Source organism: Lactobacillus sp. PV012 (genome assembly GCF_014522325.1).
GTDB lineage: Bacteria > Bacillota > Bacilli > Lactobacillales > Lactobacillaceae > Lactobacillus.
The window spans coordinates 1,176,421-1,190,824 of sequence record NZ_CP041983.1; the positions used below are offsets into that span (position 1 = coordinate 1,176,421).

The 14,404-nt window shown below is 33.3% G+C and carries 16 protein-coding genes; 3 read left to right on the plus strand and 13 right to left on the minus strand.

Annotated elements, in window-relative coordinates; genetic code table 11:
- From FP433_RS05820 to FP433_RS05840, 5 genes are all read right to left on the minus strand, one after another.
- A complete protein-coding gene (locus tag FP433_RS05820) occupies window positions 1-2,442 on the minus strand; it encodes a DNA translocase FtsK (RefSeq protein ID WP_265486570.1) in 2,442 nt (813 codons plus the stop codon).
- Window positions 2,443-2,460: 18 nt separating this feature from the next.
- Window positions 2,461-2,871, minus strand: a complete 411-nt coding sequence (locus FP433_RS05825; RefSeq protein WP_265484115.1) for a DUF1149 family protein — start codon at window positions 2,869-2,871, stop codon at window positions 2,461-2,463.
- 17 nt (window positions 2,872-2,888) lie between these two features.
- Window positions 2,889-3,401: a tRNA (uridine(34)/cytosine(34)/5-carboxymethylaminomethyluridine(34)-2'-O)-methyltransferase TrmL gene (trmL, locus tag FP433_RS05830; protein WP_265484114.1), complete on the minus strand. Its 513-nt coding sequence runs from the start codon at window positions 3,399-3,401 to the stop codon at window positions 2,889-2,891.
- A gap of 74 nt (window positions 3,402-3,475) precedes the next feature.
- Window positions 3,476-4,657, minus strand: coding sequence for an AI-2E family transporter (locus tag FP433_RS05835; protein WP_265484113.1), 1,182 nt, complete (start codon window positions 4,655-4,657; stop codon window positions 3,476-3,478).
- A gap of 24 nt (window positions 4,658-4,681) precedes the next feature.
- Window positions 4,682-5,062 (minus strand): PTS glucitol/sorbitol transporter subunit IIA, encoded by a 381-nt coding sequence (locus FP433_RS05840; protein ID WP_265484112.1) that lies wholly within the window; start codon window positions 5,060-5,062, stop codon window positions 4,682-4,684.
- 123 nt (window positions 5,063-5,185) lie between these two features.
- On the opposite strand from FP433_RS05840, the gene FP433_RS05845 reads away from it, so the two are divergent.
- Complete coding sequence (locus FP433_RS05845) at window positions 5,186-6,208, plus strand: lactonase family protein (protein ID WP_265484111.1); 1,023 nt, start codon at window positions 5,186-5,188, stop codon at window positions 6,206-6,208.
- Window positions 6,209-6,231: 23 nt separating this feature from the next.
- On the opposite strand, the gene FP433_RS05850 is transcribed toward FP433_RS05845, so the two are convergent.
- Genes FP433_RS05850 through FP433_RS05860 form a run of 3 tightly spaced genes read right to left on the minus strand, consistent with a single transcriptional unit; the run spans window position 6,232 to window position 8,548 of the window.
- Entirely contained in the window at window positions 6,232-7,119 is an 888-nt protein-coding gene (locus FP433_RS05850) for an RluA family pseudouridine synthase (RefSeq protein WP_265486571.1), read from the minus strand.
- On the minus strand, window positions 7,119-7,925 hold the full coding sequence (locus tag FP433_RS05855; protein ID WP_265486572.1) for an NAD kinase: 807 nt from the start codon (window positions 7,923-7,925) through the stop codon (window positions 7,119-7,121). The genes FP433_RS05850 and FP433_RS05855 overlap by 1 nt, the downstream gene beginning before the upstream one ends.
- Window positions 7,925-8,548, minus strand: coding sequence for a GTP pyrophosphokinase (locus FP433_RS05860; protein ID WP_265487257.1), 624 nt, complete (start codon window positions 8,546-8,548; stop codon window positions 7,925-7,927). Before FP433_RS05860 ends, FP433_RS05855 begins: the two co-directional genes overlap by 1 nt.
- A gap of 81 nt (window positions 8,549-8,629) precedes the next feature.
- Here FP433_RS05860 and FP433_RS05865 point away from each other — a divergent pair, with 81 nt between their 5' ends.
- Both FP433_RS05865 and FP433_RS05870 read left to right on the plus strand, forming a co-directional pair.
- A complete protein-coding gene (locus FP433_RS05865; RefSeq protein WP_265484107.1) occupies window positions 8,630-9,259 on the plus strand; it encodes a CYTH domain-containing protein in 630 nt (209 codons plus the stop codon).
- Window positions 9,260-9,365: 106 nt separating this feature from the next.
- Window positions 9,366-9,968: a DsbA family protein gene (locus FP433_RS05870; protein ID WP_265484106.1), complete on the plus strand. Its 603-nt coding sequence runs from the start codon at window positions 9,366-9,368 to the stop codon at window positions 9,966-9,968.
- A 15-nt stretch (window positions 9,969-9,983) separates the two neighbouring features.
- Here the strand turns inward: FP433_RS05870 and FP433_RS05875 are convergent, their stop codons facing one another.
- The 5 genes from FP433_RS05875 to FP433_RS05895 all read right to left on the minus strand — a co-directional run bounded on the left by FP433_RS05875 (window position 9,984) and on the right by FP433_RS05895 (window position 14,366).
- The gene (locus FP433_RS05875; protein ID WP_265486573.1) at window positions 9,984-10,850 is read right to left on the minus strand and encodes a competence protein CoiA; all 867 of its coding nucleotides are present in this window, start codon (window positions 10,848-10,850) and stop codon (window positions 9,984-9,986) included.
- 49 nt (window positions 10,851-10,899) lie between these two features.
- Complete coding sequence (locus tag FP433_RS05880; RefSeq protein ID WP_265486574.1) at window positions 10,900-11,577, minus strand: adaptor protein MecA; 678 nt, start codon at window positions 11,575-11,577, stop codon at window positions 10,900-10,902.
- 138 nt (window positions 11,578-11,715) lie between these two features.
- Window positions 11,716-12,114, minus strand: a complete 399-nt coding sequence (spxA, locus tag FP433_RS05885) for a transcriptional regulator SpxA (RefSeq protein WP_265484103.1) — start codon at window positions 12,112-12,114, stop codon at window positions 11,716-11,718.
- 246 nt (window positions 12,115-12,360) lie between these two features.
- Window positions 12,361-14,100, minus strand: a complete 1,740-nt coding sequence (ptsP, locus tag FP433_RS05890) for a phosphoenolpyruvate--protein phosphotransferase (RefSeq protein ID WP_265484102.1) — start codon at window positions 14,098-14,100, stop codon at window positions 12,361-12,363.
- Window positions 14,100-14,366: a phosphocarrier protein HPr gene (locus FP433_RS05895; RefSeq protein WP_265484101.1), complete on the minus strand. Its 267-nt coding sequence runs from the start codon at window positions 14,364-14,366 to the stop codon at window positions 14,100-14,102. The genes ptsP and FP433_RS05895 overlap by 1 nt, the downstream gene beginning before the upstream one ends.
- Window positions 14,367-14,404 lie beyond the last annotated feature (38 nt).

Genomic DNA, 14,404 nt, shown 5'->3' on the forward strand with positions numbered 1-14,404 from the left:
CTAACCTTCCTGATTATCTGGTGGAACTAAAACTTGACGTGGCTTGGAGCCTTCTGAAGGACCGACAACCCCTTTAGCTTCCATCTCATCAATAATTCTTGCTGCTCGATTATAGCCAATTCTAAAGCGTCTCTGAAGCATAGAAACACTTGCAGATTGCTGCTTTTTAACTAACGCTACTGCATCTTGATACAATTCATCTTCTGGTTCTTCATTGTCATCAGCTGTTTCTTCTTTAGCAGATGGAATCATCTGCTCATCATATTGAGCTTCTTGTTGCTGCTTTACCCATTGCACTACTTTTTCTACTTCATCTACTGAAATATAGGCACCTTGTACACGTTCAGGCTTAGAAGCGCCAATTGGTAAAAAGAGCATATCGCCTCGACCAAGTAATTTTTCAGCTCCTACTTGATCTAAAATTGTTCGTGAATCCACTCCACTCGAAACAGCAAAAGCAATTCTAGAAGGAACATTTGCCTTAATTAAGCCAGTAATAACATCTACACTAGGACGTTGAGTTGCTAAAATCATGTGAATTCCCGCTGCTCTAGCCATTTGAGCTAAGCGGACAATTGCATCTTCAACTTCTCGACCAGCTACCATCATCAAGTCACTTAATTCATCTACGATCACCACAATATAAGGCAACTTTTGCATCACTGGATTATTTTTGTCAGCATTATTTTCCTGGACTTTTTTATTATATTCAGTTATATTGCGCACCCCGCTACTTGCAAATAACTTGTAGCGTCTTTCCATTTCTTTAACAGTTTTTCTCAACGCATTGGCTGCAAGCTTAGCATCTGTAACAACTGGAATTAATAAATGAGGTACACCATTGTAAACGGATAATTCAACCATTTTTGGGTCTATTAACACCAGTTTCACATCTTCAGGATAAGATTTCATTAAAATACTTGTGATAATTGTATTAATCGCTACTGATTTCCCTGAACCAGTTGAACCCGCAATCAAAAGATGGGGCATTTTGGTCAAATCAGCTGAAATAATTTGTGCTTCAACATCTTTTCCAAGAGGTACATCTAAATCAACTTTCTTTGCTTTCTCATCTTGATGAACCATAACATCCTTAAATGAAACTGCTGAAGTCGTCTTGTTAGGTACTTCAATACCCACTAATGGTTTACCTGGAATCGGCGCTTCGATACGAATATCTTTTGCAGCTAAAGCCAACGCTAAATCATCAGCCAAGTTAACTATTCTACTTACCTTAACTCCCACAGCTGGCTGGACCTCATACCGAGTAACAGTTGGCCCAATAACAGCTTTTTTGACATTAACTTTTACGCCAAAGCTTTTAAAAGTTGATTCTAAAATTTGGGTATTTTTTTCAATCAATTCTCGATCTTGACTTTGATCCACCTTTTTTACAGGCTCTAATAAAGTTAATGGGGGCTTCTTATAAGTACCATGATTTACTGAAGCAGTTGGCTGAGCAGAATCATTTTTTGATTGATTAGCCTTGCTTTTTGCTTCTTGGATAATCTTTTTATCTTCTTCTAAGTTACCATGCGATGGTGGCAGGTCATCTTCATCACTTAAATGAGTAACTGTAGGCGCTACTTCAAATGGATCATTTTGTTCGTCTTGATTAGGCATTGAAATTTCCACTTTTGATTGCTGACTAGCTTGACTGCTAGCTGGTTCTTGAGAAGAAACTGGATCAGCTTCTGAAGAAAAATCACTCAAATCTGGGAAAAATTCGTCTGAAGATTTTATTGGGTCAGATAATTTTTCTCTATTATCTTTACTTTGTTTCTTTTCTTGATAATTTTCTACAAAATCTACATATTTATCTTTTAATTTATCTCCAGCATCTTTGTTTTTCTGAATAAAAAGTTGAGAAAAATCTTGAAACCCATGGAGTAAGCTCAAAAACTTCACATTCAAAAGCATTAAGATTCCAATTAAAAGCATTAAAAAAGCTAATACCTTACTTCCAATGCCACCAAATAAAGGAAAAAGTAATTGGTAAATAAATGCGCCAATAATTCCTCCACCAGCATCCGTTGTATTTTGAGAGCGACTAAACTCCCCAGAGATAGTATGCAAAAAGGTATTTACAAAGCCATGGTTAATCATTAATCCTTCAAACCAAAGCGTACTTTGAAAAAAAGCTAGCCCTAAATAAAAAACGCCTAACCCAACTTCTTTTTTTAGTCCTAACTTTGGTGGTTGATTGTAAATTAGCATCACTAACCCAAAAATTCCAATCAGAAAGCTGGCAAAATAGTGACTATCTCCTACAAAAAAGCGTAGGCAATTAATCAACTGCCGACTAAATAAGCCAAACTTTACACAACTTAAAATTGCTATTAATAATAAGATTAGCCCTATAATCGACCAAGTATAGTCCTGTTTTTTTACATTCTTCTTTTTAGAAGAGCCTTTTTTTCTGCGCTTCTTTTTTTGCGCCATTAATTTACCTTTCTAATCTTACTTTTCTTCTGGATCGTTAAATTCTGCTTCAAAGTTTAAGTTTACTGCTTCACCTAAAGTCAAACTAGTCACTGCAGCTGTTAATTCCCTAATTTTATCAACTAATGGTTTAGAAACATATTGATAATCTTCAGCACTTAAATCAGTTCCATCACCAAAGTAATTCTCAAACTGAATTACTCTAGTAATTAAGCCACTGACTGTGAAAAGTCCTGGTTCAGGGGAAATCTCAAATGGTACCCCCATTTCAAAGTATTTTCCATCTTTACCTTCATCTTGACTTCCATCTTCACTATTTTGAATTACTTGTCTAAGTGACACATTAATTTCATTTTTTAGTGTCTTTTCTTCATTTAAGTCATAGTGAAAATTTTGTACTGTTACTGGCGTCATTTCTTTAAATTTCATAAATTTACCTTTCTTACTTAATCTTTTAATTTATCAACTGGATAATGATGTTCTTTCTCTAAATGTGGAAAATTTTGCTGGCGCAAGGCTTCAAACAAAACTATTGCTACTGAATTGGATAAATTAAATGCTCTAATATTATCTGACATGGGGATGCGCAGATTTCGTTCATAGTATTGTCTCATGAAAGTCTCTGGCAAACCAGTCGTCTCTTTTCCAAAAATAAAATAATAATTTTTATTCGAATCAGTATAATCAACATCAGTATAGGACTTACTAGAAAACTTTGAAATTAAATACAATTCATCATTTTCATCTAAAGTATTTAAAAATGCATCTAAACTTTCGTGTTTACGCACATCTACTTTATCCCAATAATCAAGTCCTGCTCTTTTCATATGTTTATCATCTAATCTGAAACCAAGTGGCTCTATTAAATGAAGCACTGTATCTGTTCCTGCACATGAACGAGCAATATTACCAGTATTAGCTGGCATTAGTGGTTCATATAATACTACATGATTTGTCATAATTAATTATAAATTCAACTCCTTAATCAAAAAAACGTAGCACACCTGCCACGTTCACTTGTATTTATATTTTACTATTTACCAACAGAATTATCATCTGTTCCTGTCTCTTTTTCTTGTCCATTTTGATAAAAGGTAGACATTTTTTGATAGTATTTAAATATCCTTGTAACAATTATTTTTACTACCGCATAAACCGGAATAGCAAAAATAACTCCCCACAATCCAGAAACTGCGCTAGCACCAATTAACAATAAAATTGTTGTTACTGGATTCATATTCATCTTATTTCCCATTACTAATGGTGAAATCACTCTTCCTTCAATCGTCTGTTCAACTGCAAAAACAATTATCACCTTTAAAAGCATCATTGGTGAATTCATAATTCCTAAAATTAAAGCAGGAATTATTGCAATAAATGTTCCAAAATAAGGAATCATATTTAAAAAACCAGCCGCTACAGCCAAAGTTACTCCATAAGGTAAGCCAATGATGGAGTAGCCAATTGCAAACATTACTCCCACCCAAAAGGCAACTGTAATTTGACCCCTCACATATGAAGCTACTGCATGATTAATGTCGTGTAATAAACTTGCAAAGCTTTCCTGTAAATTCTTAGGCGCTACTTTAGTAATATAAGGTTTTAATTGATGACCATCTTTTAACATAAAAAACAAAACAAATGGTGCTGTTAAAAGCGTCATAAAAATCATTGTTAAAACATTTACTGCAGACAGGACATTATTAATTGCTAAATTCAAACTCTCTTGTCCACTCTTAAAAATTTTAGCTTGAGCATCAGAAACCGCTTGATTTAAATTACCCTTTACTTTACTTAAATGTGGATCACGTAATAATTTTTCAACCGCAGTTTGAGCATCATTCCAAATATTTGGCCAATTTTTTACTAAGGAATCTGTTTGCCTTTGTAAAACTGGAACAATTGACGTAATAATCCATACTAATAGCCCTACTACAATTAAATACAAAATTCCAATTGTTAAAATTCGCGGAAAATGTAATTTCTTTTCCAAAAAATCAACTACTGGATTCATCAAGTAATACTGAATTACCGCAACCAAAATAGGCGGTAAAATTGCATTAAAAAACGTCCAAAAAGGATTTAGAATAAAAGAAATTTTATTAAAAACTAAAATTATTAAAAAGAATAGCAGTATATTTAGTAATGCCACACTAAAACGGTTATTTAAAAACCATTTTTGAAAAAAATTAGTTGAACTTTTTTTCGTATTCACTTATCTTTCCCCAATTAATTTATTTTACCTATGTTCAAACACTATTTCATCCCCAACTGCAAACTGTGCAATTGGCTCTTCTTCTGCTTTTTCTAAATAAATTGCATTCTTCATCGGCTCTTGTGGTAACTCATCAGTAAAAATCAAAGTCGCATGTCCCATGCTCCGCATATTTATTTTTACAAGTGAACCCACAAAAAGAGCCAAATAAGTTTCTCCATTGATCGTGATAGTGTCATCTTTTTTTAAAATAAAACTATTAACAGGAGTATCCTGGTCAAATTTTTGAATGACAGAAACTTGCTTTAAATGTGGGGTTGCTGTTTCATTAAATAGAATTACTACATTCTCATTTTCTGAAACAGCTTCCGGTCCAATTTCTTGAATGGTACTAGTCCATTTCATTTACTTCACCTCTTAATAAAAGTGTATCATAACCAATCAGTTGAAAAAATAACAATTAAGTCTGCACAAATTCTTAAATCGTGGTATATTTTAGAAAATAACAGTTTAAGTAAGGAGAAAATAATGGAAATTTGGTTTGGTGGTTATACTAGCCACACCTCAAAAGGAATTTACTTAGGAAATAGCACCCAAGAAGGTCAACACCTTAAAATTAGTAAGATTGATAACCTACTTGAACTTAAGCGACCTACTTATTTTCAAATCAGCAGCGATAACTTATTATTTTCAATTATTGAAAAAGACGGCCAAGCTGGTATTGCTAGTTTTAATTTAAATACTAATCCGCCGGCCTTTATTGATGCCTTTTTGCACGATGGAGCTGCTCCTTGTTATGTTGGTTTAAATGAAGATAAACACCTTATTTACACGGCCAATTATCACTTAGCAACAATTAATGTTTTTTCCTATGATAATCAAGGAAAGCTAACTTTTATTACTTCAACCCACCACACCGGTCAAGGCCCTTTACCTGAACAAGCTAGTGCCCATCCTCATTTTTTTGATGAAACTCCTGATGGTAACCTAGTTTCTTGTGATTTAGGCCTAGATCAAGTCGAATTCTATCAATTAGAAAATAAGGAACTTACTTCAGTAGCTAAATATCAATTAGAACCTGGGTTTGGAGTTCGTCATCTTACTTTTTCTCCTGATGGGAAGTTTATGTTTATTGTGGGAGAACTCTCGAGCCAAGTTCACGTTGCTAAATTTAATGAAAAGAATTGGGCATTTGAAGCTATTGGTACTTATTCAACTATTCCAAATTTTGAAGGAAAAAATGGCGCAGCTGCTATTCGTATATCCAAAGACGGAAAATTTCTCTATGTTTCAAATCGCGGCGATAATAGCTTGGTTGTTTTTAAAGTTTTTGAAGATGGCAAACTAGAAATGATCCAAAGAATATCAACTTTTGGGGCCTTCCCGCGCGACTTTAATTGGAGCAATGATCAACGCTACGTAATTGCAGTAAATCAAAATTCTGATAATGCAACTTTGTATAAACGAAACTCAAAATTGGGTACTTTAACTCCCCTTCAAAAAAACATTACAGTTCCCGAAGCTACAAGGATTATTTTTAAAGAAGATTAAAGGGCTGACTATAGGTCAGCCCTTTAATTATCTAAACTATTCCATAAATTTTTCATATCCTCTGGATCGGGAATCTCAATTTGTTGCTCTTTTGAGGTGAATGGATCAGGATAACTCAACAAAAAACAATGTAAAGCTTGGCGCTTAAAATTATCCTTAATCCCATAAAGGGTGTCACCGTACAAGGGATGGCCCAAATGTTCCATATGAACTCTAATTTGGTGGGTACGACCTGTAAATAGCTGTAATTCAACTAAGGCTGCTCCTTTTTTTTGAGCCAAAACCCTATATTTTGTTTGAGATGATTTCCCACTAGCTACCACATACCTTTTTACAGTCTCATCTTTTTTTCCAATTGGTTCATCAATCACCCCAGCTAGTTCTTCTTGTGCAAAATTTCCATGAACAATTGCATGGTACTTTTTAATAAAAGTCTTTTTATTCATCTCACTAAATCTAGCTTGAGCCACTGAGTTTTTTCCAACTAAAACTAAGCCAGAGGTATTGCGATCTAAGCGTGTGACAATATGAGGTTTAGCATTCTTGTTTTCTTGACGTAAATAGCTTAAAAGGCGATTAACTATCGCATCACTATCTTCATAGCGGGAAGGAATTGATAAAACCCCAGCTTCTTTATTAACAATCAAATAATCATTCGTTTCAAAAACAATGTTTACTTTTTTATTAGAAGGTCTTAAGAAGCTATTTTCCTTTTCCTGTCCTAAAATAAAAATTACTTCATCATTTTTCTTTAAATGAAAACTTGTATGTCGCCGCTTGTGATTTACTAAGATCATCCCTTGATGATGATTACTATTAATAATTGCCCTTTTGGAAAAACCATTTTTTTGTAAAAATCGTCCTAATTTACCTGGACTATCACTAGTTACTTTTAATTTAAAAAATTGCATTACTCTTTCTCATCGCCAATAAACGCATCTTTAACTCGACTCCAAAAGTGAGTATGTTGATATTTATCAAAACGAATTACATGTTGTGAAATACGATATTCAATTTTCTTAATATGTTTATGATTGAATCTAATTCCATCATAAGTTACCACATAGTGGTCATCATCACCTACTTCAGGCTTAATTGTAATCCATTCGTCAGGTGCAATAACAATTGGTGAAGATAAAGTTCTAAAAACTCGATTATTAATTGAAGCAATCTCTGTCATCTGTAAGGCTTTTAAACGTGGATGAATGACAGCACCCCCTAATGATTTACTATAAGCAGTTGATCCGGTAGGTGTTGAGACACACAAGCCATCGCCTTTAAAACTTTCAAAAAATTTATCTCGAATAAATACATCAGCTCGCAAAGTTTTAGAAACACGTTTGATAGTTGCCTCATTTAAGGCTAATAACTTCTTTTTCTCCCCTTTACGCGTTGTAATTACTAATTCTAAAAGTGGGTAAGACACAGCTGAAGGCTCTTTTTTTGATAAACTATCAACCATTTTTTCAATTTCAAAATGACGCCAATCAGTATAAAAACCTAAGTGGCCAGTATGCACTCCAATAAATCTTACCTTATCAATAATACTAATATACTTATGGAAAGCAGAAATGAGGGTTCCATCCCCACCAATAGTAATTACCACATCAGGATTTTCATTATCGATTTCTATCTTTTTAATTTCTAAAAGCTTTTTAATGTTTTTTTCTACAGCTTTTGTTTCGACACGATCATTTGCAACAATTGCTACTTTCATCAATTTTTACCTTTTGTTTTCGCATAAATTTTATGTGCTTCACGCACTTCTTCCTTAATTGCAGACATTTCCTCATCAAGCTTATAAGCAGCCTCAGCAGTTGATTTAAGGCGTTCTGAGATGTCTTCTGGATATTTACCTTGATATTTATAATTCAAAGTATGTTCAACAGTAGCCCAGAAATTCATTGCTAAAGTTCTAATTTGAATTTCAGCGATGATTTTTTTTGATCCTTCAGGCAAAAAAATGGGGTATTCAATTACCATGTGATAAGACCGATAACCTGAAGGCTTAGCATTTTTTATATAATCTCTTTCTTCAATTACTTGCATATCTTGCCGCTCATGAATTAAATCTACAACCTTATAGATATCGTCAACAAATTGGCACATGATTCTAATTCCGGCAATATCCTGCATATCTGTTTCAATAACTTCAGGCGCAATTACACGTCTTTTCATTTTTTCCTTAATTGAATCAACAGTCTTTACTCGTCCAACCACAAATTCAATTGGTGAGTGCTCCCCTTTATTTAAGTAACTTTTACGCAATGACCGAAATTTAACTTTCAATTCAGACACTGCTTGCTCATATGGCCATAAAAACAAATTCCAATCTTGCATTACTTCAGTTCCTTTCATTTTCAAACAAAATCATTCTAACATATAATAGTAATATAACGATTAATAATGGAGGATTAATTTATGGCAAAAAATATAGAAATTGAGTCAAAAACCTTATTAGATAAGGATACTTATGAAAAAATTAGACAAGCTTTTATTGCTAAATCTGATTTTATTCAAGAAAATTATTACTTTGATACGCCAGATTTCACCCTTAAAAATAACAATGCAAGTCTAAGAATTCGTCTTCTTGTTAATAACGGCGAACAAACTTTAAAAGTTAAAGAAGACCATCCTAAACAAGATAAGTATCATGAAGTCGTTGAAATCAACGACGTGCTTTCATTAGCTCGTGCAGAACAAATGGTTCACGCTGCTGCTGATAACGAACACTTTACCTTTGGTGGGGATGCTGGTGCGTACGTTGAAGAACATTTCGGTAAAGAAGTAGCTAATACTTTACAAATGTTTTCTTGGAGCAAAACTCGCCGCATGATTATTAATGGACCTCAAAATTGTGATCTTACTTTAGACTTGACAGAATTCCCAGATGGATACTATGATTTTGAGTTAGAGATCGAAAATGATGATCCTGATACCATCAAGAAGGTCCTCAATGAATTAGAAACCCAATTTGATTTTAAATCTACTAAAGAGAATACTAATCAAAACAAAGTTTCTCGTTCATTTGAACACCGTATTAAAAAATAATAAATTTAGATTAGTTATTTCGAAAATTCATTCCTATATATATATATATATATATATATGGCTATATTTTTAACTATATAACTTATCAACGATAAGGAGACCCTATATGTATGAAGTTTTTTTCTTTACTAACCCTATAGGAATTAACTGTTTTGAAATGGAGCAAGAAATACTAACTGCTATTGATCAATCAAAAGAAAATGTGCTCTATCACTTTATTCCTATGGCAAATATCAATACTATCAGAAGCGATTTAATGGCACGTGGTTTATCTCCAAACAATCTAAAGTTGTTGAACCATTACTCTCAATCAACTTTTCATGCAATCAGAGACTATCATGCAATCAAACTTCTTAAAGGTAATAAGATTGCGCGGCAATTTTTATTTACCCTCCAAAACCAGATCAATGTAAAGCACATTGATTTTTCTCAACAAATTGTCGAAAAGATAGTCAATGATTTAGGGATTAATCTTAAAAACTTTAACCAAACACGTGAAAGTGCCTACACAAAACTTTCTATTGATAAAGATCAGAAATTAATTGAAGATTATAAAGTAACTACTACCCCTACAACCATGATCTACAATTACGATCAAGATATGGCAGGTGTCATGATTGAAGGAAATATTACCAGTGACAAGATTATTTCAGCTCTTCATCCAAATGATGATTCAGATTCTCAAACTTCTGAGTTACATTTAGTTTAGATTAAAATAGAGATGTCAATCGACATCTCTATTTTTTTGTCTTAAATACGCTAAAATTTTATTTTCTTCTAAAGGTTCTCTCCAACTTTGAAAAATCTCTTTAGGCAGATTTTCCAAAGTTAAATGATTAAGATAGAGAGCTTCTGCCACTCGAACTCCTAATTTTGTCTTGAGTCTAATTTGGTTAAGCAAGAAATTCTGTTCTTCCTTAATATTAACTTTTTTAGAAAAAGGAACCACACTTTTAAACGCAAATAACTTCTTAATTCCTAGTTCATTTAATTGAAAATTCTCTTGGAAATAAAAAATCTTATTAGATACTGGTGCCAAATGCATGTGATATTTCAAAGTAATCCTTTCTTTAAAAGGATTAATCTCCAAATAATACCAATTCCAATACTTACTTTTACGTAAAAAAATTTTTTGAGATTTTTTCAAACTCCGTTTTAAATAATGTCGTTGACCTACAATCCAAATATCTTTTACTCCAATTGCTTTATATAAATTATGCCGGTGGTTAAATTCTTCTCGTGACAAAGGCGCACATTGAACTTCAAAGGCTAGATTATTTTCAACCAAAACATCTGCACGTAACTGTTGATTAGCAAGTGGGATTTCAGTTCTTGCATAATACCCAGCTGCTATTAAACTACTACACATTAATTCTTTAGCTAATAGATGTTCTTGCTTTTCACCCTCCCCTTTAATAATGTGAACATGCTTAAAAAAGGGTACTTTCGTTTCTGATAAAATTAGGATTACCTTTTTCTGACAATTTGGACAGCGATAATTTTCAATATTTAGTTTTTTAATTCCTTCTTGAACCAAATTTGCTTCATTAACAGCTAAAACTAAGTTTTTCTTCAATAAAGCTGCATACAATGTAATTCACCCTAATTTTAATACGAAAAAAAGAAGCAAATTTGCTTCTTTAATCAAAATACTGACGTAAATTATTTAATGCATCTTGTCTAATCAAACACTTACCCATTTTCTTAATTGGTGCAAATTCCTTTTCAGTCATACCTTGACCAAATTCATTTGCAATTACCCATGCATCTGACGGCTTTATTTCGCTAAAGCCACTATCCAAAAATGCACAATCCAGATAATAAGTATGGCGATAAACGTAAAGACTTGAAGCTAGTTCTGGAACCACCAAGGCATCTGCGAGAGAAATAGCAGAATCAATATTTTCAAATTTAAAAATACGACGATTACTATTTAAGTCTTCCTTTGAACTTTCACTTTTACCATTGGAAGAACCAAAAATAGTATCTGCATTTGCAGGTTTAAAATTCTTTTCTCCTAGTCCTTCTAAAAGTTGACGTAATGGATCATCTTTATTTGATTTAGGTTTTTCTTCACCATCAGGTACTTTGGAAATTAAAAGTTCTAATCCAGAGTTGCTTGGCATCACTTGAAAAGTAACAGGCTGTTCTTTAGTAAATTCATGTTCAGTGTCAACTTCACTCAAAATATCATAGAAAAACTTTTGTATTTCATCTTTATTACCTAAAAGATCTAGAATTGTAATTCCACGCTCTTTCAATTCTTCAGCATTCATTGAGACTTTAATTGTATTTGCATTAATACGGTGTACTTGCATTTACTTTCACCTCACTATATTTTACTGACTGGTTCTATTGTACCCTAATTTTTTCAAGGAAACAAAAACGCTAGCTCAAAATAGCTAGCGTTCTTCGTTATTAATTGATTTTGTTTTTTGTTAAACTAAAAAATACTTTTATAAACTAATCATAGCTTGTGCTTGTTCTAATTCTAAACGACGTACTGAACGTGGCAAGAATCTTCTAATTTCATCTTCATTGTAGCCAACTTGAAGACGGCGATCATCCATGATAATTGGACGACGTAGTAAACTTGGATTGTTTTCCACTAAATCGAGTAATTCATCAAGTGAAAGGTCATCCAAATTAACCTTTAAATTTTGAAATGTTCTTGAACGAGTTGAAATAATTTCCTCAGTTCCATTTTCGGTCATTCGCAATACTTGCAAAATTTCTGTCTTTGTTAATGGATTAGCAAAGATATTTCTTTCTTTAAATGGAATATCATGATCAACTAACCAAGCCTTAGCTTTACGACATGATGTACAACTAGGTGATGTATATAAATTTACCAATTAAATCCACGCTCCTTTTTTTGCGTGTAGTGTATCAAAACTACAAAACTACTAATAACAATTAATATTATAACCGCTTTCACTCTATACCACAATCAAAAACACTTAATATAACAATTTTTTTGAAAATTTTTTGTTTTTTCATTTATACGTTATATATTAAAGGAAATAAGTGAATTAATTGTGACTAAATTGTAAATTTTATACAATAAAAAGCAGTGGCTTTACTTTTCCACTGCTTTTTCATTAAATTTGAATATTAAGTTTTGCCATTGTTTCTTCAACTAATTTCTTATTTTCTTCATTAGTTTCAGATACATAACATGCCTTATTTGCTAATTCCTTAATATCTTCAGTATTAATCTTCTTCATTAAACTTCTGATACGTAAAATAGAAGTTGCACTCATTGAATATTCATCAAGTCCCATTGATAAAAGAATTGGGAACATAATACTATCACCTGCAGCTTCACCACACATACCACACCAAATACCATTTTCATGGGCTCCATCAATTGTATGCTTAATTAAACGTAAAACAGATGGATTATATGGTTGGTAAAGATATGAAAGACTGTCATTACCACGGTCAGCTGCCATCGTATATTGAATTAAGTCATTAGTACCAATTGAGAAGAAATCGACTTCCTTAGCAAATTGATCAGCAAGAACTGCAGCTGCTGGTACTTCAATCATCATACCAACTTGTAAGTCATCACCAATCTTAACCCCTTCTTCTACTAATTCAGCTTTTACGCCAGCCAAAATTTCTTTTGCCTTACGTAATTCTCCCAAAGTACCAATCATTGGGAACATAATACCAAGCTTACCGTAAGCAGAAGCACGAAGTAATGCTCTTAATTGAGTCTTAAAGATTTCTGTATTTTGCATTGATAAACGAATTGCGCGAACGCCTAGGAATGGATTCATTTCTTCCGGAAGATCCCAGTAGTCTAAGTGCTTGTCTCCCCCGATATCACAAGTTCTAATAATGACCTGCTTGCCATCCATACCTTCTAAGACTTCTTTATAAGCCTTAAATTGTTCTTCTTCTGTTGGGAAATCAGATGAATCCATGTATAAAAATTCAGTTCTGTATAATCCAACAGCTTCTGCACCGTTTTCTTTTACCCCTTTCATATCTTCTGGGGTACCAATATTAGCTGCAATAGTAAAGTGTTTGCCATTAGCAGTTACAGAAGGTTCATCTTTTAACTTCTTCCATTCTGCTTTTTGCTTAGCAAAAGCTTCACTTTTTGCTTTATACTCAGCAATTTGATCATCAGTAGGATTAATTAAGACATCCCCATCTAAACCATCAGCAATTACCATTTCTCCAGGTTCAACATCTGAAGTAATAGTTTCTGTACCAACTACAGCTGGAATTTCTAATGAACGAGCCATAATTGCTGAGTGAGCAGTTCTACCACCAATGTCAGTTACAAATCCTTTAACATATTTCTTATTAAGTTGAGCAGTATCACTTGGAGTTAAATCGTGAGCAATTACTACTACTTCATGATCAATAGCTGCAGGATCTGGTAAAGTTACACCTAATAAGTGAGCCATGATCCGCTTAGATACATCACGCACATCAGCAGCACGCTCTTGCATATAAGCATTATCTGTCATACCTTCAAAAATAGTGATGTATTTTTGAGCGGTCTCATCTAAGGCAGCTTCTGCGTTAATTTTTTGATTTTTAATTTCTTGTTCAATTGCACCAGTAAATTCAGGATCGCTTAAGAATAAAAGGTGAGCATCGAAGACTTGTGCTTCTTCCTCACCTAAACTTTCTTTAGCTTTATCGCGAACTTGTTCAAGTTCCTTAGTTGATTCTTCAACTGCTTTCTTAAAACGAGCAATTTCAGCATCAACATCTGTCACTGAAGTCTTTGAAAACGAAAGGTCAGGTTCTACCAACAAATATGCTGGAGCCACTGCAATTCCATCACTGGCTGCAATACCCTTTAAAGTTTTCGTCATTAGTCAGCTAAGCCTTCCTTTTTCATAGTATCAGCAATTGCTTCAATTGCTTCCTTAGCATCGTCACCTTCTGCAGTAACAGTTACGTCAGCACCTTGACCAACACCAAGTGACATAACACCCATAATAGACTTCAAGTTTACAGTCTTACCATTGTATTCTAAATTAATATCTGAACCAAACTTTGAAGCAGTTTGAACTAATAAAGTTGCTGGGCGAGCATGGATACCTGTTTCTGCAATAATATGAAATTCACGTTTTTCCATTTTTGAATCTCCTTTGAATCTTTAATGTTTTAGGGGTG

Excerpts from the sequence above, each read along its gene's own strand:
- ptsP (WP_265484102.1), bottom strand. The coding sequence starts at position 14,100 with ATGACGAAAACTTTAAAGGGTATTGCAGCCAGTGATGGAATTGCAGTG.
- FP433_RS05820 (WP_265486570.1), bottom strand. The coding sequence starts at position 2,442 with ATGGCGCAAAAAAAGAAGCGCAGAAAAAAAGGCTCTTCTAAAAAGAAG.
- FP433_RS05870 (WP_265484106.1), top strand. The coding sequence starts at position 9,366 with ATGTATGAAGTTTTTTTCTTTACTAACCCTATAGGAATTAACTGTTTT.
- FP433_RS05855 (WP_265486572.1), bottom strand. The coding sequence starts at position 7,925 with ATGAAAGTAGCAATTGTTGCAAATGATCGTGTCGAAACAAAAGCTGTA.
- FP433_RS05895 (WP_265484101.1), bottom strand. The coding sequence starts at position 14,366 with ATGGAAAAACGTGAATTTCATATTATTGCAGAAACAGGTATCCATGCT.
- FP433_RS05880 (WP_265486574.1), bottom strand. The coding sequence starts at position 11,577 with ATGCAAGTACACCGTATTAATGCAAATACAATTAAAGTCTCAATGAAT.
- FP433_RS05850 (WP_265486571.1), bottom strand. The coding sequence starts at position 7,119 with ATGCAATTTTTTAAATTAAAAGTAACTAGTGATAGTCCAGGTAAATTA.
- FP433_RS05825 (WP_265484115.1), bottom strand. The coding sequence starts at position 2,871 with ATGAAATTTAAAGAAATGACGCCAGTAACAGTACAAAATTTTCACTAT.
- trmL (WP_265484114.1), bottom strand. The coding sequence starts at position 3,401 with ATGACAAATCATGTAGTATTATATGAACCACTAATGCCAGCTAATACT.
- FP433_RS05840 (WP_265484112.1), bottom strand. The coding sequence starts at position 5,062 with ATGAAATGGACTAGTACCATTCAAGAAATTGGACCGGAAGCTGTTTCA.
- FP433_RS05860 (WP_265487257.1), bottom strand. The coding sequence starts at position 8,548 with ATGCAAGATTGGAATTTGTTTTTATGGCCATATGAGCAAGCAGTGTCT.
- FP433_RS05865 (WP_265484107.1), top strand. The coding sequence starts at position 8,630 with ATGGCAAAAAATATAGAAATTGAGTCAAAAACCTTATTAGATAAGGAT.
- FP433_RS05845 (WP_265484111.1), top strand. The coding sequence starts at position 5,186 with ATGGAAATTTGGTTTGGTGGTTATACTAGCCACACCTCAAAAGGAATT.